Here is a 25370-nt window from a genome sequence, read left to right on the forward strand (position 1 = left end):
CTTAGCGCGGCTGACCCTCCGGAATGAACACATAGCCCAGGCCCCAGACGGTCTGGATGTACAGCGGGCTCGATGGATCGGGTTCGATCAGCTTGCGCAGGCGCGAAATTTGCACGTCGAGGCTGCGGTCGAACACTTCGTATTCGCGCCCGCGCGCCAGTTCCATCAGTTTTTCGCGCGACAGCGGCTGGCGTGCATGGCGGGCGAATACTTTCAGTACCGAGAATTCGCCGGTGGTGAGCGGCACGGTTTCGCCGGCTTTTTTCAGGGTGCGGGTGCCCAGGTCGAGCACGAACTGGCCGAACTCGAAGGTTTGCGGGGTTTCGGACGGTGCGCCCGGAATTTCGTCGGGGCCCCGGCGGCGCAGCACGGCGCCGATGCGCGCCACCAGCTCGCGCGGATTGAACGGCTTGGGCAGGTAGTCGTCGGCGCCCATCTCGAGGCCGACGATGCGGTCCACGTCTTCGCCCTTGGCGGTGAGCATGATGATGGGGGTCTGGTCGCCGGCGCCGCGCAGGCGGCGGCAGATCGACAGGCCATCTTCGCCGGGCAGCATCAGGTCAAGCACGAGCAGGTCGTAGCGCTCGCGCAGCCACAGCTTGTTCATGGCGGTGGCGCTTTCGGCGGTGAAGACGTTGAAGCCTTGTTCGGTGAGATAACGGCGCAACAGATCGCGCAGGCGCACGTCGTCGTCCACTACCATAATCTTGGCCTGATGGCCATGCTGATTGACGGTATTACTGCCGCCAGTGTTGTTGGAATCAAGCGTAGTCGTCGTCATTTCTCTGCCAAGTTGTCTTATTGATGTTGCTATGGTAACGTCATATTCGCGTCACGAAAACGTCTGTTTTTACCCATTACAAAGTGTTACAAACTTTACCCGATTGGTCTTACTCCCTCGTGCAAACCATCATACACTGCGGGCATGGAATCACCTCTTAGGAACGCCATGTTCATCGACCTCAAAAAAATACACGCGGCAGCAAGCGCATCTTTTTGCGTTCGATCCACCCTGGCTTCCGTCGTGGTGTGCTGCGGTGTGCTGTCGGCACTGCCCGCGCATTCCGCCGGCCAGGATCGCCGTGACGACAATCGTGACAATCGCAGCCAGCAAAGCGCCCCGCGCCAGCAGGACATGCGGCAAGACCTGCGCCAGGACCAGTCGCGCCAGCTCGATCCGCGCAGCTACGAGTCGCGTGCCGAGGAACAGCGTCGCGCCATGCAGGAGAACAACCGCAATGCCGAGATGAGCCGCCGCGTGGGCCGCATGACCGCCGACGAACGGCGCGACCTGCGGCGCCAGATCAACGAAGCCGGCGCCGAGGTGTATGCGCTGCCGCCGCGCCGCTGACATCCGCCTGCATCGCTACCGACAGTTACCGTTATCCCGACGCCCGCCGTGTTCTGCACGGCGGGCGTTTTTGCATGGATGACATTAATGTGTGGCAATTGCATCACATTGGCGATTGCTCAACATGATAATCATTCTCTTTTGGTTAATCATGTGTAATATTAGTTTATTACACGCAATGCCTTCCGGCCGCGTGTTCCGCTTGGAGGAAGATCGTGGTCCCAGACGTTGCACCCGCAGCGCTATCGGTCGTGTCCGCGCTACCCGCGCCTGACGCGAGCCTGCCCATCGGTTTGATCCTGCGCCCGGACGGCATATATATCGATCTTGGCCTGCCGCCACCGGCGCGTGCCGCCGCCATCAACCAGGTGTTCGGCGCCGGTTTTTGCCTGGCCGGTTTGTCCTACCCGGTGCTGATCAAGGCGCTGTACGACGTGGGGCCCGACCTGGGAGCCGCGCAGGCGGTGCGCCTGGCCGCTGCCGTACGGCTGATCGGCGCCAGCCGCCTGCCGCTTTACAAGACGCCCAAGCCGGGCCGCGGCTACGCCGAGTACTACTTCGAGCCGCTGTACCTCGACGCGGAAGTGCTGGCCGACGGCACCGAGTTGCCCGAGCGCGTGGCGCGGCTCGACATCGACGAATTTGTCGCCGCCATGTGGGGTCACGGCATCCGCTTCGGCATCGACGTGGCGGCGGTGGCCAATGCCATCAAGGCGCCCAAGGCCGAGCGCATCACCTTTGCCACCGACCTCGAACCGGAGCCGGGGTGTAACGCCACGGTGCTCGAGGTGTCGCATGCAATGCACCGCAGCGACGCACCGAAGGAACGCGCCGACGGCCGCATCGACCTGCACAGTTTCGAGAACCGCTTCCCGCAAATCAAGGCCGGTGTGCGGCTGTTGAAAAAAGTGCCGGCCACGCCTGGCTTGCCCGGCTTCGACCTGGCCGGGCGCATGACCGCGCCGGCGCCGCCCGCCGACCTGGCGCTGCGGCACCTGGCCGGCGACGGCACCGAGGTGCAGGAACTCGATGACGGTGAATACATCGTCTCCATCCGCGAAGGTTTTCTTGCCGTCGATCCCAAGTCCAACCGTGTATCCGTCACCGACAAGATCGTCAGCCTCGACGGCGTGAGCGGGCGCACCACCGGCAACCTGGAACTGACCGGCGCCTACGAAGAGTATGGCGACGTGCAGGAACAGCGCGACGTCACCGGTGGCGACATCACGGTGCACGGCAACGTGTATGGCAACATCCATTCGCGCGGTGGCGCCGTGGTGCTGGACCGCAACTTGGTGGGCGGCAGCATCCGCAATGCCAATGGGCCGATCACCATCGCCGGCGTCGCCTCCAACGCGGTAATCCACACCGGCAGCGGTGCGGTCACCGTGGCGCGCGCCGAGAACTGCATCATCTCCGGCAGCAGCGTGACCATCGGCGAGGCCTCCAACTGCGAGATCGTCGCCGACCTGCTGCGCATCACCGTGGCCGAAGGCTGCGCCGTCGCCGGGCGCGACGTGGAAATCGAATCGGCCGGCCCGCGCCGCCGCACCGAGATGGTGATCTATGTGCTGCTGCGCGACGTGACCCGCTTCGACCAGGAAATCGGCGAGCTTGATGTGCGCCTGGCCGACCTGGCGCGGGTGCTGGCGGGCCACGAGGAAGAGGCGGCACGCCTGTCGGCGCTGCCCGACGTGCGGCGCTACCTGGCGTTGGCGCTCAAGTTGCGCAACCAGGAGTTGACGGTGTCGCCCGAGCAGGCGCACATCCTGCGCAAGATCGCCGCCGGCGTGGCCGAACCGATGCAGGCGCTCGATCGTCTCAAGAAGGACGGGCAGATTGCGCTGACCCAGCAAAAGCTGCTGCGCGACCGGCGCGACGCCGTGATAGCCGAGCAGGTGGCGGCGGCAGGCACCGCGCGCTGCGGCCTGCACATGGTAAGCGGCGAAACCGTGGTGCGCACCATGCCCTATGGCGGCGCGGGCGACAGCGCCGCGCCGCTGCTGGCCCGGCAGCCGGCCAGGGACATCAAGCAGCGCCTGCGCGGCACCCCGGCCGGCGGCGCGGTGCTGTTCTGGGAAAGCGAGGGGGCGCTGAACTGGCACCTCGACCCTCGGCAAGTACACAATAATGGCGGTTCATGCTAGGCTATAGGGCATATTAAAAAAAGTGAAGGGGCGCTCCGCTCCGACGTACATCTTCGTGGGGATTACCGTGTCAAACGCAACGACGTTGAATTCAGGCGCCGGGGGCGAACTGCCCGCAGCGCTCGTCAAGCGTGATGATGGCATTTACTTCGACGTTGCCGCCACGCCCGTGGCGCGCCTGGCCGCCGTCGGCCAGATCTTCCTTGGCGGCGCCTGTTTCGTGGGCCTGCATTACGCCATCTTTGCCAAGATGGTCTATAACGCCGGTCCCGACCTGCCGCCCGCGCTGGCCGAACGCCCGCTGCTGCGCTTTGCCGACCGCATCGAACCGTTTCATCCCGCGCGTCGCCAGCTGTACAAGAACGTCAAGGTCATCGGCGGCGAGGCCGAATACTATTTCGAGCAGGTGTATTTCGACGTGCCCGGCCTGCCGCCGCAACCCGCGCGGCTGACCTTCGACGAATTTGTCGCGGACATGTGGGCCAAGGGCATCCGCTTCGGCATCGATGCGCCGGCAGTGCGCGACGTGATCGCCACCGGTCGCGTGGCGCGCATCACGGTCGCGCGGCGCCTGAACGCCATGCCGGGACGCGATGCCGCCATCGTGGAAGTCTCTCGCGACATCCATCGCAGCGACGCCCCGCGCGAAAAATCGGATGGCCGCCTCGATTTGCAGACTTTCCAGAACCGCTTCCCGCAGGTGAAACCGCACGTCAAGCTGCTGCGCAAGGTGCCGTCCGCACCGGGTGTGCGCGGCTTCGAGATGTCGGGCGCGGTGATCGACCCGCCAGCCCCCAAGGACCTGGAACTGGCGTCGGTGGCCGGCGAAGGCACCATGATCGAAAACTTCCGCGACGGCGAATACCTGGTCTCGTCGGTCGAAGGTTTTCTCAGCGTGGACCCGAAGACCCGCCGCATCTCGATCGGCCCCAAGATCATCAGCCGCGAGGGCGTGAGCGCGCGCACCACGGGCAATTTGCAGCTGACCGGGGAGTACGAGGAGTTCGGCGCGGTACAGGAGCAGCGCCGCGTCGAAGGCGGCAACATCACCATCCACGGCGATGTGTACGGCAGTATCGAATCGCGCGGCGGCGACATTACCCTCAACAGCAACCTGATGGGCGGCTCGGCTGTCAATGCCGACGGCGCCATCCGCGTGCGCGGGGTGGCCGCAGGCGCGGTGCTGCAAACCAAAAAAGGGGAGGTCGCGCTCACCCGCGCCGAAAACTGCATCATCTCCGGCACCCGGGTGGTGATCGGGGAGGCCAGCAACTGCGAGATCATGGCCGACGAGGTGGTGATCAAGGTGGCCGAAGGCTGCGCGATCGCTGCGCGCCGCATCGAGATCGTCCATGCCGGCCCGCGCAAGCAGAACGAAATGCTGCTGTACGTGCTGGTGCCCGACACCGCCGGCTACGACAAGCGCGTGGCCGACCTGCTGCCGAGAGTGGCGGCGGCGCAGCGCGAGGCGGTCCAGTACAAGGAAGAGATGGACGCCATCACCAGCCAGGCCGAGGTACGCAACTACCTGACGCTGGCCACCCGCGTGCGCAAGCGCGAAGTGGTGCTCACGCCCGAGCAGGAGCCACTGTTTCATCGTATGGCGACCGCCGTGGGGCCGGCATTGAAGTCGGTGGGACGCATCTCGCTCGCCCTCAAGGCGGCGCAGGTACAGGAAGAGCAGGCGCGCGCCGAAGTGGCGCAGGTCGAGCGCAAAAAGCGCGAATTGATCCACAAGTCCCAATGCTCGGTCCAGTTGCTGACCGGCGAAGTGCAGTTGCGCCCGATGACCTATGTGCCGGACGGCGTGGCGCCTTACGACTATGCGCCCAAGGAACTCAAGGCCAAGGTGCGTACCTCGGCCGCTGGTCTCCCTACGCTGTTTTTCGGCAGTGTCGGGCCGATATACTGGGCGCCCCCGCAGGACAATTAGTCTCCGCGAGCGCTCTGGGGCGGAGTGGCGCCGCGCAGTACGGCGACCAGTTCGCGCGCAGGGGCGGGCAGGGTGCGCAGGTCGCGCACGCACACCAGCAGCTTGCGCGCAGCCCAGTCGTCGGTCAATTTCACGATTCTCAGCAGACGTTCACCATCGTGGCGGCGCGCCGCCGTCGCCGGCAGCAGCGCTATGCCCGCGCCATTGGCGCACATGCGGCAGACGGCCTCGAAGCTGCGCAGCCGGATCTTGCAGTGCATGCGCCGCCCCAGCCGCGCGGCCTGGCCAGCCGCGTACTGCTGCAGCGCGCTGTCGCCGGCCAGGCCGATGAAATCATGGTCGAGCGCATCGGCAAACGCCATGCCCCGGCGCTGTCCCAGTTGCCGCGCCAGCGGATGGCTGCGCGCCATGGCCAGCACCAGGGTGTCGTCGCAGACCGGGAAGGTGTGCAGCGCGGCGCTGTCCACGGCGTCGGTGATGATGCCGATGTCGGCCGCGCCATCCGCCACCGCCTGCACGATGTCGCGGCTTTGGCGCTCTTCCAGGTCCACGCCCAGGCGCGGGTGCGCCGCCAGGAAGGCGGCCAGCGCATCGGGCAGGAATTCGGTCATGGCCGAGGTATTGCACAGCAGCCGGATTTGACCCTTCAGGCCGGAAGCGAATTGCGCCAGGTCGCCGCGCAGATCGTCCACCTGGCGGCCGATGATGCGCGCGTGGCGCAGCAGTGCCAGTCCGGCTTCGGTCGGCTCCACGCCGCGCCGGCCGCGTTGCAGCAGCGGCACGCCCAGCGTTTCTTCGAGGCCGCGCACGCGGGCGCTGGCCGAGGGCAGCGCCAGGTGCGCCAGCCGGGCGCCAGCGGTGATGCTGCCGCTGTCGGCGATGTGGGCAAATAAACGCAGGTCGGTGAGGTCGAAACGCATGGCAGCCTATGTCAATGACGAAGTCTGGCTCAGTATATTCCACATTTGCAGCGCTGCTCCGGAAGAGGACAATGGCAGTCATGGATACCATGACTCTCTTTATTGCGCTGGTCTTCGTGCTGGCAGGCCTGGTCAAGGGTGTGACCGGCATGGGGCTGCCCACGGTGGCCGTGGCCTTGCTGTCGTTGAAGATGGCGCCACTGGAAGCGGCAGCTTTATTGATCGTGCCTTCGGCGCTGACGAATGTGTGGCAACTGGCCACGGGACCGGCACTGTACCCGCTGTGGCGCCGGTTGCGGCCGATGTTGCTGGCCACCTGCGTGGGCACCGCCATCGGCGGCTGGCTGCTGCTCGCACCAGGCGGTACCGGCACAGGTGCGGAAGCGGCGGTATGGACGCCAGCCGTGCTGGGTGTGCTGCTGGCGGGCTACGGCGTGCTGGGTTTGTCAGGCTGGCGTGGCAAGGTGCCAGCAGCGGCACAGCGCTGGGCGGGGCCGCTGGCCGGCGTGGCGACCGGCGCCATCGCCAGCACCACCGGCGTATTCATCATGCCGTCCGCGCCGTACCTGCAGGCGCTGGACCTGAACCGCGAGGACCTGGTACAGGCGCTGGGCCTGAGTTTTACGGTATCCACGCTGGCGCTGGCAGCCATGCTGGCCTGGCGCGGCGGCTGGCATGCAAATGCTGCCACCGGTTCGCTGCTGGCGCTGCTGCCGGCGGCGCTGGGCATCGTGGCGGGCCAGTGGCTGCGCCAGCGCATGTCGGCCGAGGTATTCCGGCGCTGCTTTTTTGTCGCACTGATCGGGCTGGGCGTGCACCAGTGCGTGCGGGCGGCGATGGCTGGCTGAGGCTAGATTAGAACCTATCCCGGTAGGGAGGAGGCAGCGGATTGCGATGCCTCGGTAGCGGGGGCAAGGCGCGAGGAAGAAGCATGGCGGGCCATGCGATGACGATTGCCGCGCATCTGTTTGCGCTCGCCGTCTTTCGCCTTGCCCTCCAAGCGGCGGCGCTGCGAGCCGCGCGTGGGCTTGGTGGGCCGGCGCACTGTGGGAAGTATGGCCACGCTGTCCACCAGTTCCTGCAGGCGCCGCAGCGCGTCTTCCTTGTTGGCTTCCTGGCTGCGCGATTGCTGGGCCTTGATCACCACCACGCCGTCGCGCGTGATGCGGCTGTCGCGCAAGGCCAGCAGGCGTTCCTTGATATGGTCGGGCAGCGATGACGGCGTAATGGCAAAGCGCAGGTGCACCGCGCTGGAAACCTTGTTGACGTTCTGGCCGCCCGGTCCCTGCGCGCGAATGGCGTTCAACTCCACGTCATTGATGTCGATCTGCTGGTTCATCGGCGCATTGTAGCAAACGCGCTGCACGGTGCCCGGAAAAAGTTGACGCTAGTCAACATATGGCGCGGGGTGGGCGGTTACGATGGTTCATGCCTGTTACCGCACGTCCCAGGACGAAAGGATCATCATGTCTCCCATTTCCCACTCAGCGACGCAAACGTCCACCGCGCGGCAGTACCTGGTGTTCCGGCTCGGCGGCCTCGATTACGCGCTCGATTTCAGCAAGGTGCAGGAACTGCGGCCGCTCAAGGAACTCGAACGCTTTTCGTCGGACGGGGAAATCATCAGCGGGGTTGCGGTGTCGCGCGGCGTGATCATGCCCATCGTCGATATGCGCATCGCGTTCGGCCCACGGCCGCCGAAACACGATCCGCTGACGGACGTGATCATTTTAAAGCTGTCGAGCTGCGTGATGGGGATGGTGGTCGATGGCGTGACCGACATCGTGTCGCTCACGGTGGAGCAGTTGCAGCCGGTACCGGTGGTGGAAACACCGGCGGCGGTTGCGCCACAGGTTGATTACCTGCTCGGCATCGGCGTGGTGGATGACCGCCGCCTGATCGTGGTCGATATCGACAAGCTGATGTCGATCCGCAAGGTGCCTTGCGCGCCACGCCAGGCGGCGTAATACTTCTTTGCTGGCGAGCGTTTAAGCCAGCGCTTCCAGTTCTTCCTGCAACTGCAACCACTGCGCTTCCAGCTCGTCCAGGTCCTTGGTGAAGAAGGTCTGGTCGGCCAGGGCCTGCTTCAACTTGGCCTTGTTGGCGGCTTCGTAGATCGTCGCATCGGCCAGGCGGCCATCGACTTCCGCTTTCTGGGCGCTGCGCTTGGCGATTTGATCGTCGAGGCGCTTGATCTTCTGTTCCAGCGGCTTGCGCAGCGTGGCCAGGCGCTGGCGGTCTTCCGCTTCCTTGCGTTTCTGGTCCTTGGTGTTCACTACCGGCGCCGAAGGCGCGGCCACTGGAGAGGCCACAGGGAAGTCGGTCTTGTTGGCCTTGCCCGCTGCCGGCAGCACGTCGGTGCCTTTACCCAGCTTGGTCTTGAACAGCCAGTCCTTGTAGTCGTCCAGGTCGCCGTCGAACGGTTGCAACTTGCCGTCGGCGACGATGATGAATTCGTCGGTGGTGGCGCGCAGCAGGTGGCGATCGTGGGACACCACGACCAGCGTGCCTTCGAACTGCGCCAGCGCCTCGGTCAGCGCTTCGCGCGTTTCCAGGTCCAGGTGATTGGTCGGTTCATCGAGCAGCAGCAAATTCGGACGCTGCCACACGATCAGCGCCAGTGCCAGCCGTGCTTTTTCGCCGCCGGAGAACGGTGCGATCGAGCTGGTGACCATGGTGCCCGGGAAGTTGAAGCCGCCGAGGAAGTTGCGCAGTTCCTGCTCGCGCACGGTCGGCGCGATTTTGGCCAGATGCCACAGCGGCGATTCGTCGTGACGCAGCATCTCTACCTGGTGCTGGGCGAAGTAGCCGATATTGAGACCCTTGCCGATGGTGGCGTCGCCGGTCAGCGGCGCCAGTTCACCGGCGATGGTCTTGATCAGCGTCGATTTACCGGCGCCGTTCACACCCAGGAGGCCGATGCGTTGGCCGATCTGCAGCGAGAACTTGATGTTGTTGACGATGGTCTTGGTGGTGACTTCGCCGGTTTTTTCGTTCTCGATCTTGTAGCCGGCGTCCACGTCTTCCATCACCAGCAGCGGGTTCGGGGCGCTGAGCGGTTCGCGGAACTCGAACGAGAATTCGGCGGCAGCGCGCAGCGGCGCCAGTTCTTCCATCTTGGCCAGCGCCTTCATGCGGCTTTGCGCCTGGCGGGCCTTGGAGGCTTGCGCCTTGAAGCGGTTGACGAACGATTCCAGGTGGGCGCGCTTGCGCTGCTGCTTTTCCAGCGCGCCGGCGGCCAGGATCATTTGCGCCGCGCGTTGGCGCTCGAACGACGAGTAGTTGCCCGAGTAGCGTTTCAGCTTGCGTTCGTCGATGTGCACGACCACGTTCACCACTTCGTCGAGGAAGTCGCGATCGTGGGAGATGATCAACAGGGTGCCCGGGTAGCGCTTGAGCCAGTCCTCGAGCCAGATGATCGCATCCAGATCCAGGTGATTGGTCGGTTCATCGAGCAGCAGCAGGTCCGATGGGCACATCAGCGCCTGCGCCAGGTTCAGGCGCATGCGCCAGCCGCCCGAAAAACTCGAGACGGGACGCTGCATCTGTTCGATGGTGAAGCCCAGGCCCAGCAGCAGCTGCTCGCCGCGCGACTGCACGGTGTAGGCGTCGGCGTCGGCCAGCGCGCTGTAGATGTTGCCGATGGCGATACCGTTTTCGCTCGACTCGGGCGCCGCTTCCAGGCGTGCCAGTTCGGCTTCGAGCTTGCGCAGGCCGACGTCGCCGTCGATGGCGTAATCGAGCGCAGCGCGTTCGAGCGGCGGGGTTTCCTGGGCCACGTGGGCCACGCGCCACTTGGCCGGGAAGTCGATCTCGCCCTGGTCGGGATGGAGCTCGCCGCGCATCATGGCGAACAGGCTCGATTTGCCGGCGCCATTGGCGCCGATCAGGCCGATCTTGTCGCCCGGATTGAGGGTAACGTCGACTTGTTCCAGCAGCGGCTTGGTGCCGCGCATCAGGCTTACTTGTATGAAGCGGATCATGTTGTTCTTTTACAGTTTGAGCTGGTCGGCGGTCAGCAGGAATACCATGTCGTCGCCGTTGCTTGTGGTGAGCCAGGTCAGGCCCATCTCGCCGAAGGCAGCTTCGGCGAATTCTTTTTCGTTGCCGATTTCGACGATCAGGATACCGTCGTCGGTCAGGCGTTCGGCAGCGCCAGCGACGATGCGGCGCACGATGTCCATGCCATCCTTGCCGCCGTCGAGCGCCAGTTCCGGCTCGGCGCGGTATTCCATCGGCAGCTTGCTCATCGAGGACGAGTTCACGTACGGCGGATTGGTGATGATCAGGTCATATTTTTTGGCCGGCACGTTGGCGTACAGGTCCGACTCGATCAGGGTCAGGCGGTCCTGCAGCTCGTAGGTGGCGACGTTTTTCTTGGCCACTTCCAGTGCGTCGGCCGAGATATCCACGGCGTCCACTCGCGCGTCCGGGAAGGCGTCGGCCATCATGATCGCCAGGCAGCCGGAGCCCGTGCACAGTTCCAGGATGTTTTCGATATTGTCGGGCGAGTTGACCCACGGCGCGAAGTATTCGGGTATCAGCTCGGCGATGAACGAGCGCGGCACGATGGTGCGTTCATCGACGTAGAAGCTGTAGGTGCCGAGCCACGCCTCGTTGGTGATGTAGGCGGCGGGCACGCGTTCGTCCGTGCGGCGGGCGATCACGGCCAGCACCGAGGCCACTTCTTCCGGCAGCAGCTTGGCGTCGAGGAAGGGCTCGAGGCGATCGAGCGGCAGCTTGAGCGTGTGCAGGATCAGGTAAGCGGCTTCGTCGAACGCTTCTGCGCTGCCGTGGCCGAAGAACAGCTTGGCCGTATTGAAGCGGGTGACGGCGTAGCGCAGCAGGTCGCGCGGCGTGGTGAAAGGCGTGGTGTTCATGGCTATCTCGTTCGGTAAAGTGCCGGGCACAGGGCTTCAGGCCAGCAGGTTTTCCAGCGTGCGGCGGTAAATATTCTTGAGCGGATCGACGAAACGCAGCTCGATATGCTCGTCGATCTTGTGGATGCTGGCGTTGGGAGGGCCGAATTCTATCACCTGGGGGCAGATCTGGGCGATAAAGCGCCCGTCCGAGGTGCCGCCGGTGGTCGAGAGTTCGGTGTCCACGCCGGTTTCCGACTTGATCGCCTTTGACAACGCGTCGCTCAGGGTGCCGCGCGGGGTGAGGAACGGCAGGCCGCTCAGCGCCCATTTCAGCTCGTAGTGCAGCCCGTGCTTGTCCAGGATCGCATGCACGCGGCGCTTGAGTTCTTCGTGCGTGCTGGCGGTGGAAAAGCGGAAGTTGAAGTCGATGATCATCTCGCCCGGAATCACGTTGTTGGCGCCCGTGCCGGCGTTGATGTTCGACATTTGCCACGACGTGGGCAGGTAGTACTCGTTACCCTCGTCCCAGACTTCCGCCACCAGTTCGGCCAGCGCGGGCGCGGCCAGGTGAATCGGGTTGCGCGCCAGCTGCGGGTAGGCGATGTGGCCCTGCACGCCCTTGATCGTCAGTTTGCCCGACAGCGAGCCACGGCGGCCGTTCTTGATGATGTCGCCCAGCGTTTCGTCCGAGGTCGGTTCGCCCACGATGCAGTAGTCGATGGTCTCGCCGCGTTCCTTGAGCAGGTTGCACACCACGACGGTGCCGTCGATGGCCGGGCCTTCCTCGTCGCTGGTGATCAGAAAGGCGATCGAGCCCTGGTGGTCTGCGTGTTCGGCGACGAATTCCTCGACAGCCACCACGAACGCCGCGATCGACGTCTTCATGTCGGCGGCGCCCCGGCCATACAGCTTGCCGTCGCGGTGGGTGGGGTTGAAGGGCAGCGACTGCCATTTATCGACCGGGCCAGTGGGCACTACGTCGGTGTGACCGGCGAACACCAGCACCGGCGCGGTCGTGCCACGGCGCGCCCACAGGTTGGTTACGTCGTTGGAGATGATGGTCTCGCACACGAAGCCCAGCGGCGTGAGCAGGTCGATCAGGTGCTGCTGGCAGCCCTTGTCGTCGGGGGTGACGGAGGACAGGGAAATCAGCTTTTCGGTCAGCGCCAGGGTTTTCGAAGGTGTCATGTCAGGTATTGAAAATTTGTTGGTATTGCGCGTCGCTGAAGCCGACGCTGTAGGCGCCATCCTTGTCCAGCACCGGGCGCTTGATGATCGACGGATTTTCCAGCATCAGGGCGATCGCCGCTTCGTCATCGACGATGGCCGCCTTGCGTTCATCGGACAGCGCGCGCCACGTCGTGCCTTTTTTATTCACCAGCACATCGCGCGACAGCTGCGTGAGCCAGCCGGCCACGGTCTCGCGCGCGAGGCCCTGTTTCTTGAAGTCGTGGAACGTAAACTCGTGCTGCTGGTCGGCCAGCCAGGTGCGCGCCTTTTTGACGGTGTCGCAGTTGGGGATGCCGTAGAGGGTGGTGGTCATGTGTGGTCGCAAGCAGGTAAAACGAAAGGGCGACAGGATACCATGCTGTAGCTGGCGCCCGGGTATGGGGGGCAGGATCGCTCAGGCGCGCAGTTCGCGCTCGATCGCATCCTTGAGCAGCGCGTCGTCGGCGGTGGTGTCGGGCGCGAAGCGGCCGACGACTTTGCCTTCTTTGCTGACCAGGAATTTCTCGAAGTTCCACAGCACGTCGGTCGGGTTATCCTGCTTGATGCCGTAGCCGGCCAGCTTGGCGCGGAAGTCGCTGTCCGGCTTGTCCTGGGCGTGCGGCTGTTCTTCGATCAGGCGCTGGTACAGCGGGTGCAGGCCCGGGCCCTTGACCACGATCTTTTCGAACATCGGGAATTTGATGGCGAATTTGCTGGTGCAAAATTCGGCGATTTCTTCGTTGCTGCCCGGTTCCTGGGCGCCGAATTCGTTGGCCGGGAAACCCGCCACCACCAGGCCGTCGGCCTGCTTGTCTTCGTACAGTTTTTCCAGTCCCTCGTATTGCGGCGTCAGGCCGCAGGCCGAGGCGACGTTGACCAGCAGGAGTACCTTGCCGCGATACGCGCCAAGGGTGACATCCTCGCCGTTGATGCGGCGCAGGGGAATATCGTAGATCGATTGTGTCATGGTGTCCTCAGGTGTTCAGGGTGAAGCCGGTGAAGGAAGCCGATGCTGCGGCATTGCCGCTGGCGGCATCGGCAGCGGGTTGCTCTTTGGCGTTATTCAGTTGCCAGAGCAGGTTGGTGGCCGAATCGGCATTGGCCAGTGCCTCGTCGGCGCTGATCGCGCCGTCGCGCACCAGTTTCACCAGGGCCTGCTCGAACGATTGCGAGCCCGGTGACATGCTGTTGTCCATCGCGTCCTTGATCTCGCCGATGCGGCCGGTCTCGATCAACTCGGCCACGGCGCGCGAATTGACCATCACTTCCACGGCTGCCGCGCGGGCGCCGCCAGACAGGGCGGGCACCAGCCGCTGCGAGACGATCGCCTTGACCGCCGACGACAGATCCTGCATCAGCGCCATGCGGCTTTCGATCGGATAAAAACCGATGATGCGATTGAGCGCGTTGTAGCTGTTATTGGCGTGCAGCGTGGCCACCACCAAGTGGCCCGACTGCGCGTACGCGATGGCTGCAGCCATGGCTTCCTTGTCGCGTATTTCGCCGATCAGTATGCAATCCGGCGCCTGGCGCATCGAGTTGCGCAGGGCGGTGGCAAAGCTGGTGGCGTCGCTGCCGATCTCGCGCTGGTTGACGATCGACTGCTTGTTCGTAAACAGGAACTCGATCGGGTCTTCGAGCGTGAGGATGTGGCCCGCCGAATTGGCATTGCGGTGGTCGAGCATTGCCGCGATGGTGGTCGATTTGCCGGAACCGGTGGAGCCGACCACCAGCAGCAGTCCGCGCTTGGCCATGATCAGGTCCGCCAGCACGGGCGGCATCTTCAGATCCTGCAGGGCGGGGATGTTGCCGGGCACATAGCGGAATACGGCGGAAACGCTGCCGCGCTGGCGGAAAGCGGAGAGCCGGAAGCGCCCCACGCCGGTCAGCGAGATGCCCATATTGAGTTCGTTGGTGGTGGCCAGTTCGGCCATTTGCGCCGGGGAGGCGACTTGTGCCAGCAGCGCCTCGATGTTCTCGGGCGTCAGCAATTGCTGGTTGACCGGCAGCAGCTTGCCGCCGATCTTGAAATGCACGGGAGAGTTCGCGGCGAAGAACATATCCGACGCATGCTTTTCCTGCATCAGCTGGAACAGGCGTTCCATGGCCATCGCGATTCTCCCGAAGTGATGACTTCTTAGATACCGCGCAGCAGTTCGTTGATGCCGGTCTTGGCGCGGGTTTTGGCATCCACGCGCTTGACGATCACGGCGCAGTACAGCGAGTATTTGCCGTCTTCCGATGGCAGGCTGCCCGATACCACCACCGAACCCGAAGGTACGCGGCCGTAGGTGACTTCGCCGGTGGCGCGGTCGTAGATCTTGGTCGATTGGCCGATGTACACGCCCATCGAGATCACCGAGTTTTCTTCGACGATCACGCCTTCGACGATTTCCGAACGGGCGCCGATGAAGCAGTTGTCTTCGATGATGGTCGGATTGGCCTGCATAGGTTCCAGCACGCCGCCGATGCCCACGCCACCCGACAGGTGGACGTTCTTGCCGATCTGCGCGCACGAACCGACGGTGGCCCAGGTATCGACCATCGCGCCTTCATCGACGTAAGCGCCGATGTTGACGTACGAAGGCATCAGCACCACGTTCTTGGCGATGAACGAACCGCGACGGGCAACGGCCGGCGGCACCACGCGGAAACCGCCCTTGGCGAAATCGGCTTCGGTGTAGTTGGCGAACTTGGTTGGGACCTTGTCGTAGAACTGCATGGTGCCGTCCGACGGCATGGCCACGTTGTTCTCGAGGCGGAACGACAGCAGCACGGCCTTCTTGACCCACTGGTTCACTACCCAGTCGCCGGTGGTTTTTTCGGCCACCCGGATGGTGCCCGCGTCCAGGCCGGCGATCACGTGCGAGACGGCGTCACGCAGTTCGGCGGCGCCGTTGGCCGGGTTGATGTTGGCGCGGTCTTCCCATGCCTGGTCGATGATTTGCTGGAGTTGTTGGGTCATGATGGTCTATCTTTATTTAACGAGGGTTTTGCAGAATTGGACGATGCGCTGCGCAGCTTCCAGGCCTTCGGACGTTTCCGCCACGAGCGCCATGCGGATGCGGTTGCGGCCCGGATTGACGCCGTGCGCGTCGCGCGCCAGGTAGCTGCCCGGCAGGACCGTGACATTATATTCGGCATACAGGCGCTGGGCGAACTCGGTGTCCGACAGGCCGGTACGGGTGACATCGGCCCACAGGTAGAAGCCGGCGTCGGGCAGTTCCACGTCCAGCACCTCTTGCAGCAGCGGCGTGATGGCGTTGAACTTGGCGCGGTATTGTTCGCGGTTGTCTTCGACATGGGTTTCGTCGTTCCAGGCCGCGATGGACGCAGCCTGCACGACGGAGCTCATGGCGCTGCCGTGGTAGGTGCGGTACAACAGGAATTTTTTCAGGACGTCGGCGTCGCCGGCCACGAAGCCAGAGCGCATGCCGGGCACGTTGGACCGCTTGGACAGGCTGGAAAACACCACTAGCCGCGCATACGGCTTCTCGACCGACGACAGGCCCAGGATGTGGGCTGCCTGCAGCGCGCCGAGGGGCGCTTCTGCACCGTGGTAAATCTCGGAGTAGCACTCGTCGGCAGCGATGACGAAGTTGTAGCGCTCCGACAGCGCGAACAGGTTTTCCCAGTCGGTGAGCGTGAGCACGGCGCCGGTAGGGTTACCCGGAGAGCACAGGAACAGCAGCGATACGCGCTCCCACACCGAGGCGGGAATGCTGTCGTAGTCGCAGCCGAAATTGCGCGCCGGGTCGGAGTTGACGAAATACGGCTCGGCGCCGGCCAGGTAGGCCGCGCCTTCGTAGATCTGGTAAAACGGGTTGGGGCACACCACCAGCGATTTGGCGGCCGGGTCGATCACGGTTTGCGCGAACGCGAACAGCGCCTCGCGCGAGCCGTTCACCGGCAGCACCTGGGTGGCCGGGTTGATCGCGGGCAGGCCGTAGCGGCGCTCGAGCCAGCCGGCAATCGCGCCGCGCAGCGCTTCGGTGCCGATGGTGGTGGGGTAGATGGCCAGGCCTGCGACATTGTCGATCAGCGCCTGGGCGATGAACGGCGGCGTCGGATGCTTGGGTTCTCCCATGCCGAGGCTGATCGCCTTGAACTGGGCATTGGCGGTCACCTGCGCGAACAGCTGGCGCAGTTTTTCAAACGGGTACGGTTGCAGCTGGTCGAGATGTGGATTCACGGGGATGCTAACGTTGTTGACGATGTTGGGAAAAAAGCAGCGTGGACCGAACATTATAGCGCCTCCGTCCGGGCGTGGTACGCCCGCAGTGCTCCATGCGATACTACGCCGATATCAAAGCATCAAGGGAGCAGGGATCGCCATGCAGGTAGAACAATACGATGAAGTGCTCGGCGCGGAAGTCAGCCGCCGTATGATGCTGCTACGCCTGGCCACAGGGCTGGTGCAGGGCGTGCTGCTGTACTTGTTGTACCGCGCAGCGGTCATCAATATGTGGCCTGCCACCCAGCCGTTCCTGTTCATGCCGCTATTCATGCTCGTACTGCTGCTGCCGGTTGTGTTCATTTCCAGTCTCGGTCACATGACGTCCCGCAGCGTGGCGCTGTGGACAACGGCCGCCGGTGCGGCACTGGTAGTGCTGGCACTGCACGAGGCGTGGCGCAACGCGGGGGCGGCGCACCTCAACTACGACTTCATGGGACGGCCGTCGCAGCGCGTGCCCTCGATGCTGCTGATCGTTTTCTCGAGCGTGTTCCTGTACATCGCCCATGCGCTGGTCATGGCCGCCACCACCGACGGCAAGCGCATCGCCAGCTATGGCAGCTACTTCGAAGTCGCATGGAAGCTGGCGGTGCAACTGCTGTTCTCCGCTTTCTTCGTGGGCGCCCTGTGGTCGGTGCTCTGGATGGGCGCCGGTCTGTTCGACATGGTCAAGCTCGATTTCCTCAAGCGCCTGTTGGGCAAGTCGTGGTTCGTGGCGCCGGTGATCTGCTTTGCCTTCTCGTGCGCGCTGCACATCACCGATGTGCGCCCGTCCATCGTGCGTGGTATCCGCTCGCTGCTGCTGGTGCTGGCGTCCTGGATATTGCCGGTGGCCGTGGTGATCATCGGCGGCTTCCTGTGTACGTTGCCGTTCACCGGCCTTGATGGCCTGTGGAAGACGCGCTTTGCGACGTCGCTGCTGCTTACCACCGTCGCCGTGCTGGTCATGCTGATCAATTGCGCCTTCCAGAATGGTCAGACCGCCGCCAGCCTGGCGATCCGCATTGCCGCCCGCATGGCCGCCATCCTGCTGCTGCCGTTGACCGGCATCGCGATCTATGCGCTGGGGTTGCGGGTACACGAATATGGCTGGACGGCCGACCGCGTGGTCGCTGCCGCCTGCCTGCTGGTGGCGTCCTGCTACGCGATCGGCTACCAGTGGGCCGCGCACCGCTACGAAACCTGGCTGGTCGAGATCGCGCCGGTCAATGTCGGCGCGGCGTTCCTGGCGCTGGCAGTGCTGCTGGCGCTATTCACCCCGATCGCCGATCCGGCCCGCATTGCGGTGGCCAACCAGGTTTCGCGCCTGGAACGAGGGCTGGTCAAGGCCGACAAGTTCGACTACCGCTACCTGCGTTTCGAAGGCCAGCGCTATGGCCAGCAAGCTTTGCAACGGCTGGCGCAGCAGGGCGTGGGCGCCGATGCCAAAGTGGTGAGCGAGCGGGCGGCGGCAGCACTGAAACAGACGGAGCGCTGGAATCCGAACGGCGGCAAGGCGACAGCAACCACCATCGCGGCAAATATCACGGTGGTGCCGGCAGGCGAGGCGCTGCCGGCGAGCTTTGTCGCGCAGGAATGGAAAGAGGCGCCCGGCCAGATGTTGCCCCACTGCCTGACGAACGATGTACAGAAATGCACCGCGCTGCTGCTCGACGCGAACGGCGACGGCAAGCGCGACATCCTGTTGGTCAACCAGAGCTACGGCGGCGGCTATCTATACGTGGAGCAGCCGGACGGACAATGGCTGCTGGCGGCACGCCTCGACATCGGCTGCCGGCCGATGCTCGACGCGCTGCGCGCCGGCCGCTATACGCTGGTCGAGCCGAACCTGAAAGCACTGGTAGTCGGCGGCCTGCAACTTCAGTTCGAACCGGTCTACCCTGACGAAAACTGCAAGGCGATCAAGCCGGCAGACTAGGCCTCAACGGGGATTCTTCCATATCCGGCCCGAGGCGCCGCGCCGTGCGCGATCCCGCGTAGGGCTGGAGCGGCGCATGGCGTATACTGTCGGCCAACTTACCTACACTCTCAGGCCAACATGTCATTTTCTTCACTGGGCCTCGCTCCCTCGCTCGTCAACGCTGTCGCCGCCATCGGGTACCAGGAACCCACCGCCATCCAGCGTGAGGCGATTCCTGCCATCCTGCGCGGCGAGGACGTGCTGGGCGCGGCTCAAACCGGCTCGGGCAAGACCGCCGCTTTCGTGCTGCCGCTGCTGCAATCGCTGCTCGACAACCGCGATGGCCCGCGCCAGCTGCACGGCCTGATCCTGGTGCCCACGCGCGAGCTGGCGGCGCAGGTGGGCGAATCGGTGCGCAAGCTGGTCGCGCAATTGACCATGCCGGTCAAGGTGGCTATCGTGTTCGGCGGCGTGTCGATCAATCCGCAGATGATGGCGCTGCGCGGCGGCGCCGACATCGTGGTGGCCACGCCGGGACGCCTGCTCGACCTGATCGACCATAACGCCCTGAAAATTTCGCGCGTGGCAATGCTGGTGCTCGACGAAGCCGACCGCCTGCTGGACCTGGGCTTTGCCGACGAACTGGCGCGCATCCTGGAACTGCTGCCCAGGCAGCGCCAGAACCTGTTCTTTTCCGCGACCTTCCCGCCGGCGGTGCAAACGCTGGCCGACGCCATGCTGCACCTGCCCACGCGGGTCGAAGTGCTGGCCGAGCCGGCGACGAAACCGGATATCGCCCAGCGCGCCATCCTGGTCGATGTGCCGCGTCGTACCATGCTGCTGCGCTACCTGATTTTGCAATACCAGTGGGACCGGGTGCTGGTGTTCGTGGCCACCAAGTACGCGGCCGAACACGTGGCCGACAAGCTCAATCGCAACGGCATCAAGGCCGGCGCCTTCCACGGAGAATTCAGCCAGGGTGCGCGCACCGAGGTGCTGGGCGACTTCAAGGCCGGCCGCCTTCAGGTGCTGGTCGCCACGGACGTGGCCGCGCGCGGCATCGATATCGCCCGTTTGCCGGCCGTGGTCAACTACGATTTGCCGCGATCGGCCGTGGACTACACCCACCGCATCGGCCGCACCGGGCGCGCCGGCGAGAGCGGCGTGGCGATCAGCTTTGTCAGCGCGGAGACCGAGCAGCATTTCCACCTGATCGAAAAACGCCAGGACATCCGCCTGCCGCTGGAAACGGTGGCCGGGTTCGAGGCAGTGGAGACGGCGCCGCCGGTGAGCGCAGCGACCGATACCGTCAATGGCGGCATCAAGGGCAAGCGCAAGAGCAAGAAGGACAAGTTGCGCGAGGCTGCGGCAAAATCTTAGCACTTGGATCCCCGTCTGCGCGGCGGTCCGCCGATGCGGGATGACGAATCAGCTTTCCGCCATGATGAACGCGGGACGCGGTGCCACCATCCGAAGATCCGTCATTCCCGCGAACGCGGGAACCCAGTTTCGTCTAGCCGCCCGTGCGTTTCGGGTTATGCCCGAGTTTTTTCAAATTTTCTATCACCAGGTCGCAATGATCGCCCTGGATTTCGATTACGCCATCCTTGACGGTGCCGCCCGAGCCGCAGGCGCTGCGCAGTTGCTTGCCCAACGCTGCCAGCGCCACGGCATCGAGCGCCAAACCGCGCACCAGCGTGACGGTCTTGCCGCCGCGTCCCTTCGATTCGCGCGCAACCTTGACATTGCCGTCGCCTTGCGGCTTGGACCTGGCCGCTGCCTTGCAGACGCAGGCGGCCAACGGTTTGCCGCAGTCGGGACACAGGCGGCCGGTTTCGGTGGAGTAGACCAGGCGGCTGCTCATGGCTGGTCCGCCAGCAGGCGCCCCATGAAGATATCGAAGAAGCGCGACTGGTTCGATGCCAGGCAGACGGCGGCATTCGGCTTGCCGGCGACCTCGCGCGTGTAGCCGTCATCGGTGACCGCAATGCGCAGCGGGGTGGTATTGCATACACTGGAGTCGAGCAGCCACGCCACCGGCACCACGTCGAACAACGATGGCATGTTGCTGGACCAGGGCTGGTAGGCGTTGATCCACTGGTGGTACATCAGCGCCAGCGCGTCGGTCACGGGCGAACCATGGCCGAGCAAGGCGTTGCGTTCGACTTCGTCGAGGCGGATCTGGGTGGAATCGACCGGCATCATCACGATTGGCACGCCGGATGTAAACAGCCGCTGCGCGCCTTTGACCTCGGACGCGATGTTGTACTCCTTGTCGGCCGGGCGTGCGGGCACGTACTGCGACTTGCGGTAACCGCTGCGCACCGAGCCGCCCATCATCACCACCTGTTTCAACTTGCCGAAGGTGGCGGCATCGCGTTCGATGGCGGCGCCCACGTTGGTCAGCGGACCCAGTGCGAGCAAGGTAATCTTGCCGGGCTGGCGCCTGATGTGCTCGAGCATGAAATCGACTGCCGGCAGGGCTGGCACCGGCTGCCCGCGCTGCGCATACCGCGCTTGGGTAAATGGCTGGGGATTGCCGGTGGTGGCGATGCCGGTAGCGATCGGGATGCCGCTATGGCCCGTCTCGCGCAGCATGCGCTCGACCATGCTGGCGCGTAGTACGGTGTCGCCCCAGGCGGTCGTGATGCCGACGATCTCGATTTCCGGGCTTTGCAGCAGCAGCGCCAGCGCAAACGAATCATCGATGTCGTCGCCGATATCCATGTCGACGATGACTTGCTGGCGTTCAGAGGCGGCGCTGGCCGATACAGTCAGCATGGCGCAGGACAACGCGAGCGTGGACAAGGCCACGCGCAGAGGGCGGAAATGAGGGTAGGCCATGAACAATCTCGACACGACAAAAGCGCGATTTTATCAGAGGGCCGGGTAGGCGGAGCGCTAGAACTTCGCCCGGCGCAGCGTAGCCGGCACGATGCGCCGGTGCAGCGGCGTGACGACCAGCATGTAGCAGCGCCCCAGCAGGTTCCTGGTATGCACCACGGTGCTGATCGACACCTTGTGCGGATGCTTGCGTACCGACAGCTCCACCTTCAGGTGGTGGTCAATATCGGTGAGGATCACTTCCTCGTCGGCCAGGTGGATGATGGAAAAAATGCCCACTCGGTCGCCCACGCGGTAGTCAATGGCCGCCTTGCCGGTATCGACATCGCCCAGGTGACCGAGGTTTTTCAGGCCCACCAGCCGCACCGCGCGATTGCGCACCGCCATCAGTGCGTTGACCCAGCCCGGCGTGTCGGCCACCACTTGCAGGTACAGTGCCAGTGCGGATTTGTCGGTGGGCGGAATGTCCATCGCGTGGCAGTCGTAAAAGCTGGCGCCTTGCAGGCGCTGATAAATCACGCTGTCCGGCGGTACGGTGGAAATCGTCGGGATCATGATTTTTTACCGGTTGCCAAGTCGATCCGGCGCTGCAAGCGCTGCGCCTCCGCAGTATCCCCCGCTTGCTGCGCGCGCATGACCTGTACGCCGAGCCACGCCATCAGCGGCCGGCGCCAGCCCTGGGTGGAGGCGACATCGACCGCGTCGGCCAGGGTTTGCGGCGTGGCTTTACCGGCGCGCATCAGCACACCCGACGCCACCAGTTTCGACAACGGATCGGCAATCGCCTGCACTGCGGCAGCCGCTGCGGTGTCACTGGTTGCCGACGCTGCGGCGCGGTGCTGCTCGGGCAGCAGCGCGGCGTCGGCAGACGTGGCGCGGCCGGCCAGGTAGGCGGCGTAGGCGCGATCGGCCGGGCTGGCGTCCTGCGCCAGCTGCTCGAAGCCGGCGCAGTTCTCGAACACCAGCGAGGCCACTCGGGTGGCGCAGCGGGTCAGCTCGGCGCGCAGCACCATGCTGGCCTGGCCGGTGCTGGCCAACGCGTCGCGGGCGCGCTTGAAGTCGGCGTCTTCCACGCGGCTGTTGCCGGTCAGGTAGGCATTGGTAAAACGCTCGACCGAGCTTTGCGCGGTCAGTTGCCAGTCCGGTGCCGGCGGAGTATTGCCGCAGCCGGCCAGCAAGGCAGCGGCAGCCGCAGCCGCGATCAGGGTAGGTTTGAACATCATGGCAGCTTGATCTCCGGGTCGCGCTTGAACGGCCATTTGCGGTTGATGTCGTTGACCAGTTGTTCCACCCGGCGCAAGCTGCTCTCCACCTCGTTGCGCAGCGTGCCCAGGTCGGCCGTGGCTTCCTTGGCGTTGGCGCCGACGGCCTGCGCTTCCACCAGCACTGCGTCCATTTTCTTGAGGCTGTTGCGGGCGTCGGCCAGCAGGCCGTTGAGCTGGACGATGGTGGCCTGGGCGTCGTTCACCACGCCCTGCGGGCCGAACACCTGCTTGTCGGCGTTGCCCACCAGGCTGTCGGCCTTGGTCGCCAGGGCGTTCACGGTGGTCAAGAGCTGGTTGGCGCGCTCGGTGAGCTGCTGTGCGCTCTTGTCGTCGCCAGCGATCAGGCCCATGGCGCCGGCAGGTCCATTGAGCTTGCCGGTCACACCCTGGACATTGGTCAGAGCGGCGGCCAGCGCCGAATTTTCGGCCGTGAGGTCATTGAGGTTTTGCAGCAGGTCGCGCGCTGAAGACAGCAGGCGCGGAATTTCGGCACCGGGGTCGCCGACGAGCAGGGTGCGCGCCGCGCCATCGGGCAGCGGCGGATCGGTGGGAATGCCGGTAAAGGCGCGCAGCTTGGCGCCGCCGACCAGGCCCCGTTCGAGCGTGAAGATGCTCGACGTGCGCAGCCAGTGGGCGTCGTCTTCGGGCACGTCCACCAGCACGCGCGCCTTGCCTTCCTTGCTCAACTCGATGCGGCGCACGCGGCCGATGGGAAAGCCGGCAAACGTCACATCCATGCCGACCACCACGCCCTCGGAATCGTCGGCCTCGAGCACCAGGCGCTGGGTCGATTCGAAGGCGCCGCGCGCGTACATCAAATACACGGCAGCGCCGGCCACCAGCAGCACCATCAGCACCAGCAGCACGGCGGCCTTGAATTCGGCATTGCGCACCGGCGTTTCGTGCGCGGTTTCCTGCGTTATTTGTTCTGTCATCGTTACACCTAGTAGTAATTACCCATCAGCGACGCCACCTCGATCAGCAGGATCACGGCAAACAGCCGCACCATGTCGGACAAACCGTGCGTGACCTTGGCCCGGTAGCTGGCGCCGTAATAGAACGACGAAGCCATCGGGATCAGGCCCACCGCAAAACTGAAAAACACGATTTTCAGCACCAGGATCATGGCAACGGCCGGATTGAATACCTGGCCCACCACGCGCGTGTAGCCGGGCAGGGCGTATGGCGTAAAGCCATACAGCGTCAGGTATGCCAGCACCAGCGTGAGCACGCACGAGACGGCGGCCAGCATCCAGACCGCGAAAATGCCGGCGGCCACGCGTGGGAAAAACGCGCTGCGCAGTTCTTCCAACGTGGCGACGGCGCCGGCCTTGCGGCCTTGCGAAAATTCCAGGCCCGTCGGCAGGGTGGTGCGCAACGCCACGAAGGCGGCGGCGGTGAGGGGGATCAGTTCGAGCGTGAGTACCCGCACCACCAGGTCGAGCGCGTAGCGCGTGAGGCCGTAACTTTGCGAGGTGACGACGACAATGCGGATCAGCACCAGGCTCACCAGCGCCGACAGCACGCCGAACCAGACCAGGTTGGGCACGGTGTCGCGCACCAGGTGGTGGGCCAGGATGCGGCGGTTGTCCTTGGGATAGGTGGCCGGCATCACGCCCACGGTGAGCATCAGCACCGAGAAGTTGAGCAGCCGCCACCAGCTCAGTATCCACGACACGGCGCCCCGGTGCAGCCGGCGCACGATAGTGGGATGTGAAGGGGAAGCGTTGATCTTGGCACTCATTTTGCCATATTAGCATTGGCGCTGCGCGGCAGGGTGTCCGGATGCGCGGGCTTCACGCCGGAGGAAAACTGTCGATGATGGCGTCGGCAGCAGCGCGCACGCGGGCGCTGCGACTCAGGTCGCTATGCATCACCAGCCACACATCGTAATGGTCCACGCGGTCGGGCCATACGCGCACGAGCAGCGGGTCGTCATCGGCCATGTGGCACGGCAGTTCGGCCACACCCATGCCCTTGCGCGCGGCGTCCAGCAGCATCAAGCCGCTGTTGACTTCGATGGCCACGCGCGCATTGGTGACCGGCTCGCGGCAGATCTTGTCGCGGTGGCGCGGCGCCACGCTGGACTGGTACACCACGATGTCGTGACCGGCCAGTCCCACCCCCGGTTGCGGCATGCCGCGCGTGGCAAGATACGACGGCGCCGCGTACAAGCCCATGCTGCGCCTGACCAGGTGGCGCGAGATCAGGTCGGGGCTGGTGGGTTTCAGGGTGCGCACCGCCAGGTCGGCTTCGCGCCGTGTGAGGCTGGTGATTTCGGTGCCGGTGGAAAGCACGATGCGAATTTCCGGGTGGGCCTGGTGCAGGCGGCGCATGGCATCCACCACGAAGTGCGCGGCCATGGTGTCGGATGTGGTCACCCGCACCACGCCGGACAGGCGGTTGTCGATGCCCTGCATCTCGCGCTGGAATTGCAGCGCCGCCGCTTCCATTGCCTGGGCGGCGTGGACGGCCAGTTCGCCAGCCGGCGTGGCCAGGTAGCCGGACGGCGTGCGCAGGAACAGCCGCGCGCCCAGCGAGTCTTCCAGCGCATTGAGGCGGCGCCCCACGGTGGCCTGGTCGATGCCCAACTGGCCGGCGGCGGCGCGCAGCGTGCCTTCGCGATAAAGGGCGAGAAAAATCCGGGCGTTGTCCCAGTCCATGGCGTCCCTCGAAAACGTAATGCATTTTTGCATCAGGGTGCC

Annotated in this window: 24 protein-coding genes and 1 pseudogene; 7 read left to right on the plus strand and 18 right to left on the minus strand. The window is 64.6% G+C overall.

Annotated features, from left to right (window positions below):
- Window position 1: 1 nt before the first annotated feature.
- The gene (ompR, locus tag ASF04_RS16325; RefSeq protein WP_227012300.1) at window positions 2-703 is read right to left on the minus strand and encodes a two-component system response regulator OmpR; all 702 of its coding nucleotides are present in this window, start codon (window positions 701-703) and stop codon (window positions 2-4) included.
- Window positions 704-949: 246 nt separating this feature from the next.
- Between ompR and ASF04_RS16330 the strand changes: the two genes are divergently transcribed.
- The 3 genes from ASF04_RS16330 (at window position 950) to ASF04_RS16340 (ending at window position 5431) form a co-directional block, all read left to right on the plus strand.
- Entirely contained in the window at window positions 950-1351 is a 402-nt protein-coding gene (locus ASF04_RS16330; RefSeq protein ID WP_156368669.1) for a hypothetical protein, read from the plus strand.
- A gap of 215 nt (window positions 1352-1566) precedes the next feature.
- The gene (locus ASF04_RS16335) at window positions 1567-3498 is read left to right on the plus strand and encodes a flagellar assembly protein A (protein WP_229205079.1); all 1932 of its coding nucleotides are present in this window, start codon (window positions 1567-1569) and stop codon (window positions 3496-3498) included.
- 67 nt (window positions 3499-3565) lie between these two features.
- Complete coding sequence (locus ASF04_RS16340; protein WP_229205080.1) at window positions 3566-5431, plus strand: flagellar assembly protein A; 1866 nt, start codon at window positions 3566-3568, stop codon at window positions 5429-5431.
- Here the strand turns inward: ASF04_RS16340 and ASF04_RS16345 are convergent.
- Entirely contained in the window at window positions 5428-6351 is a 924-nt protein-coding gene (locus ASF04_RS16345; protein WP_056143828.1) for a LysR substrate-binding domain-containing protein, read from the minus strand. The two genes, ASF04_RS16340 and ASF04_RS16345, sit on opposite strands and share 4 nt — an antisense overlap.
- A 71-nt stretch (window positions 6352-6422) precedes the next feature.
- On the opposite strand from ASF04_RS16345, the gene ASF04_RS16350 reads away from it, so the two are divergent.
- The gene (locus ASF04_RS16350; protein ID WP_082488813.1) at window positions 6423-7199 is read left to right on the plus strand and encodes a sulfite exporter TauE/SafE family protein; all 777 of its coding nucleotides are present in this window, start codon (window positions 6423-6425) and stop codon (window positions 7197-7199) included.
- Between the two features lie 107 nt (window positions 7200-7306).
- Here ASF04_RS16350 and arfB read toward each other — a convergent pair.
- Window positions 7307-7690, minus strand: a pseudogene (gene arfB, locus ASF04_RS16355) (alternative ribosome rescue aminoacyl-tRNA hydrolase ArfB); the annotation flags it as partial.
- Between the two features lie 127 nt (window positions 7691-7817).
- On the opposite strand from arfB, the gene ASF04_RS16360 reads away from it, so the two are divergent.
- On the plus strand, window positions 7818-8318 hold the full coding sequence (locus ASF04_RS16360; RefSeq protein ID WP_040377455.1) for a chemotaxis protein CheW: 501 nt from the start codon (window positions 7818-7820) through the stop codon (window positions 8316-8318).
- Between the two features lie 21 nt (window positions 8319-8339).
- Here the strand turns inward: ASF04_RS16360 and ASF04_RS16365 are convergent, their stop codons facing one another.
- The 8 genes from ASF04_RS16365 to dapC all read right to left on the minus strand — a co-directional run bounded on the left by ASF04_RS16365 (window position 8340) and on the right by dapC (window position 16614).
- Window positions 8340-10334, minus strand: coding sequence for an ATP-binding cassette domain-containing protein (locus tag ASF04_RS16365; RefSeq protein ID WP_056143832.1), 1995 nt, complete (start codon window positions 10332-10334; stop codon window positions 8340-8342).
- Window positions 10335-10343: 9 nt separating this feature from the next.
- On the minus strand, window positions 10344-11231 hold the full coding sequence (prmB, locus tag ASF04_RS16370) for a 50S ribosomal protein L3 N(5)-glutamine methyltransferase (protein WP_056143835.1): 888 nt from the start codon (window positions 11229-11231) through the stop codon (window positions 10344-10346).
- A gap of 36 nt (window positions 11232-11267) precedes the next feature.
- Complete coding sequence (gene dapE, locus ASF04_RS16375) at window positions 11268-12401, minus strand: succinyl-diaminopimelate desuccinylase (protein ID WP_056143836.1); 1134 nt, start codon at window positions 12399-12401, stop codon at window positions 11268-11270.
- A 1-nt stretch (window position 12402) separates the two neighbouring features.
- The gene (locus tag ASF04_RS16380; RefSeq protein WP_056143839.1) at window positions 12403-12756 is read right to left on the minus strand and encodes an ArsC family reductase; all 354 of its coding nucleotides are present in this window, start codon (window positions 12754-12756) and stop codon (window positions 12403-12405) included.
- Between the two features lie 81 nt (window positions 12757-12837).
- A complete protein-coding gene (locus ASF04_RS16385) occupies window positions 12838-13389 on the minus strand; it encodes a glutathione peroxidase (RefSeq protein WP_056143842.1) in 552 nt (183 codons plus the stop codon).
- A 7-nt stretch (window positions 13390-13396) separates the two neighbouring features.
- Window positions 13397-14533, minus strand: a complete 1137-nt coding sequence (locus tag ASF04_RS16390) for a PilT/PilU family type 4a pilus ATPase (protein WP_056143844.1) — start codon at window positions 14531-14533, stop codon at window positions 13397-13399.
- A gap of 26 nt (window positions 14534-14559) precedes the next feature.
- Entirely contained in the window at window positions 14560-15387 is an 828-nt protein-coding gene (gene dapD / locus ASF04_RS16395; protein ID WP_019920257.1) for a 2,3,4,5-tetrahydropyridine-2,6-dicarboxylate N-succinyltransferase, read from the minus strand.
- A gap of 12 nt (window positions 15388-15399) precedes the next feature.
- Window positions 15400-16614 carry a succinyldiaminopimelate transaminase gene (dapC, locus tag ASF04_RS16400; protein WP_056144681.1) on the minus strand — a complete coding sequence of 405 codons (1215 nt, stop codon included), beginning with the start codon at window positions 16612-16614 and terminating at the stop codon, window positions 15400-15402.
- A 142-nt stretch (window positions 16615-16756) separates the two neighbouring features.
- Between dapC and ASF04_RS16405 the strand changes: the two genes are divergently transcribed.
- Both ASF04_RS16405 and ASF04_RS16410 read left to right on the plus strand, forming a co-directional pair.
- On the plus strand, window positions 16757-18574 hold the full coding sequence (locus ASF04_RS16405) for a DUF4153 domain-containing protein (protein WP_056143847.1): 1818 nt from the start codon (window positions 16757-16759) through the stop codon (window positions 18572-18574).
- Between the two features lie 120 nt (window positions 18575-18694).
- The gene (locus tag ASF04_RS16410; RefSeq protein ID WP_056143849.1) at window positions 18695-19936 is read left to right on the plus strand and encodes a DEAD/DEAH box helicase; all 1242 of its coding nucleotides are present in this window, start codon (window positions 18695-18697) and stop codon (window positions 19934-19936) included.
- 133 nt (window positions 19937-20069) lie between these two features.
- Here the strand turns inward: ASF04_RS16410 and ASF04_RS16415 are convergent, their stop codons facing one another.
- The 7 genes from ASF04_RS16415 to ASF04_RS16445 are packed head-to-tail and all read right to left on the minus strand — an operon-like array spanning window position 20070 to window position 25328.
- On the minus strand, window positions 20070-20420 hold the full coding sequence (locus ASF04_RS16415; RefSeq protein WP_056143852.1) for a translation initiation factor Sui1: 351 nt from the start codon (window positions 20418-20420) through the stop codon (window positions 20070-20072).
- Entirely contained in the window at window positions 20417-21400 is a 984-nt protein-coding gene (locus ASF04_RS16420; RefSeq protein WP_229205081.1) for a nucleoside hydrolase, read from the minus strand. Before ASF04_RS16420 ends, ASF04_RS16415 begins: the two co-directional genes overlap by 4 nt.
- A 57-nt stretch (window positions 21401-21457) precedes the next feature.
- Complete coding sequence (locus ASF04_RS16425) at window positions 21458-21955, minus strand: DUF2867 domain-containing protein (RefSeq protein WP_056143857.1); 498 nt, start codon at window positions 21953-21955, stop codon at window positions 21458-21460.
- Window positions 21952-22620 carry a hypothetical protein gene (locus ASF04_RS16430; RefSeq protein ID WP_156368689.1) on the minus strand — a complete coding sequence of 223 codons (669 nt, stop codon included), beginning with the start codon at window positions 22618-22620 and terminating at the stop codon, window positions 21952-21954. Before ASF04_RS16430 ends, ASF04_RS16425 begins: the two co-directional genes overlap by 4 nt.
- The gene (locus ASF04_RS16435; protein ID WP_056143863.1) at window positions 22620-23600 is read right to left on the minus strand and encodes an MlaD family protein; all 981 of its coding nucleotides are present in this window, start codon (window positions 23598-23600) and stop codon (window positions 22620-22622) included. The genes ASF04_RS16430 and ASF04_RS16435 overlap by 1 nt, the downstream gene beginning before the upstream one ends.
- Window positions 23601-23608: 8 nt before the next feature.
- Window positions 23609-24409 (minus strand): ABC transporter permease, encoded by an 801-nt coding sequence (locus tag ASF04_RS16440; RefSeq protein WP_056143867.1) that lies wholly within the window; start codon window positions 24407-24409, stop codon window positions 23609-23611.
- A 52-nt stretch (window positions 24410-24461) separates the two neighbouring features.
- Window positions 24462-25328, minus strand: a complete 867-nt coding sequence (locus ASF04_RS16445) for a LysR family transcriptional regulator (RefSeq protein ID WP_056144683.1) — start codon at window positions 25326-25328, stop codon at window positions 24462-24464.
- Window positions 25329-25370: the final 42 nt, after the last annotated feature.

Source organism: Duganella sp. Leaf61, assembly GCF_001421905.1.
GTDB lineage: Bacteria > Pseudomonadota > Gammaproteobacteria > Burkholderiales > Burkholderiaceae_D > Rugamonas > Rugamonas zoogloeoides.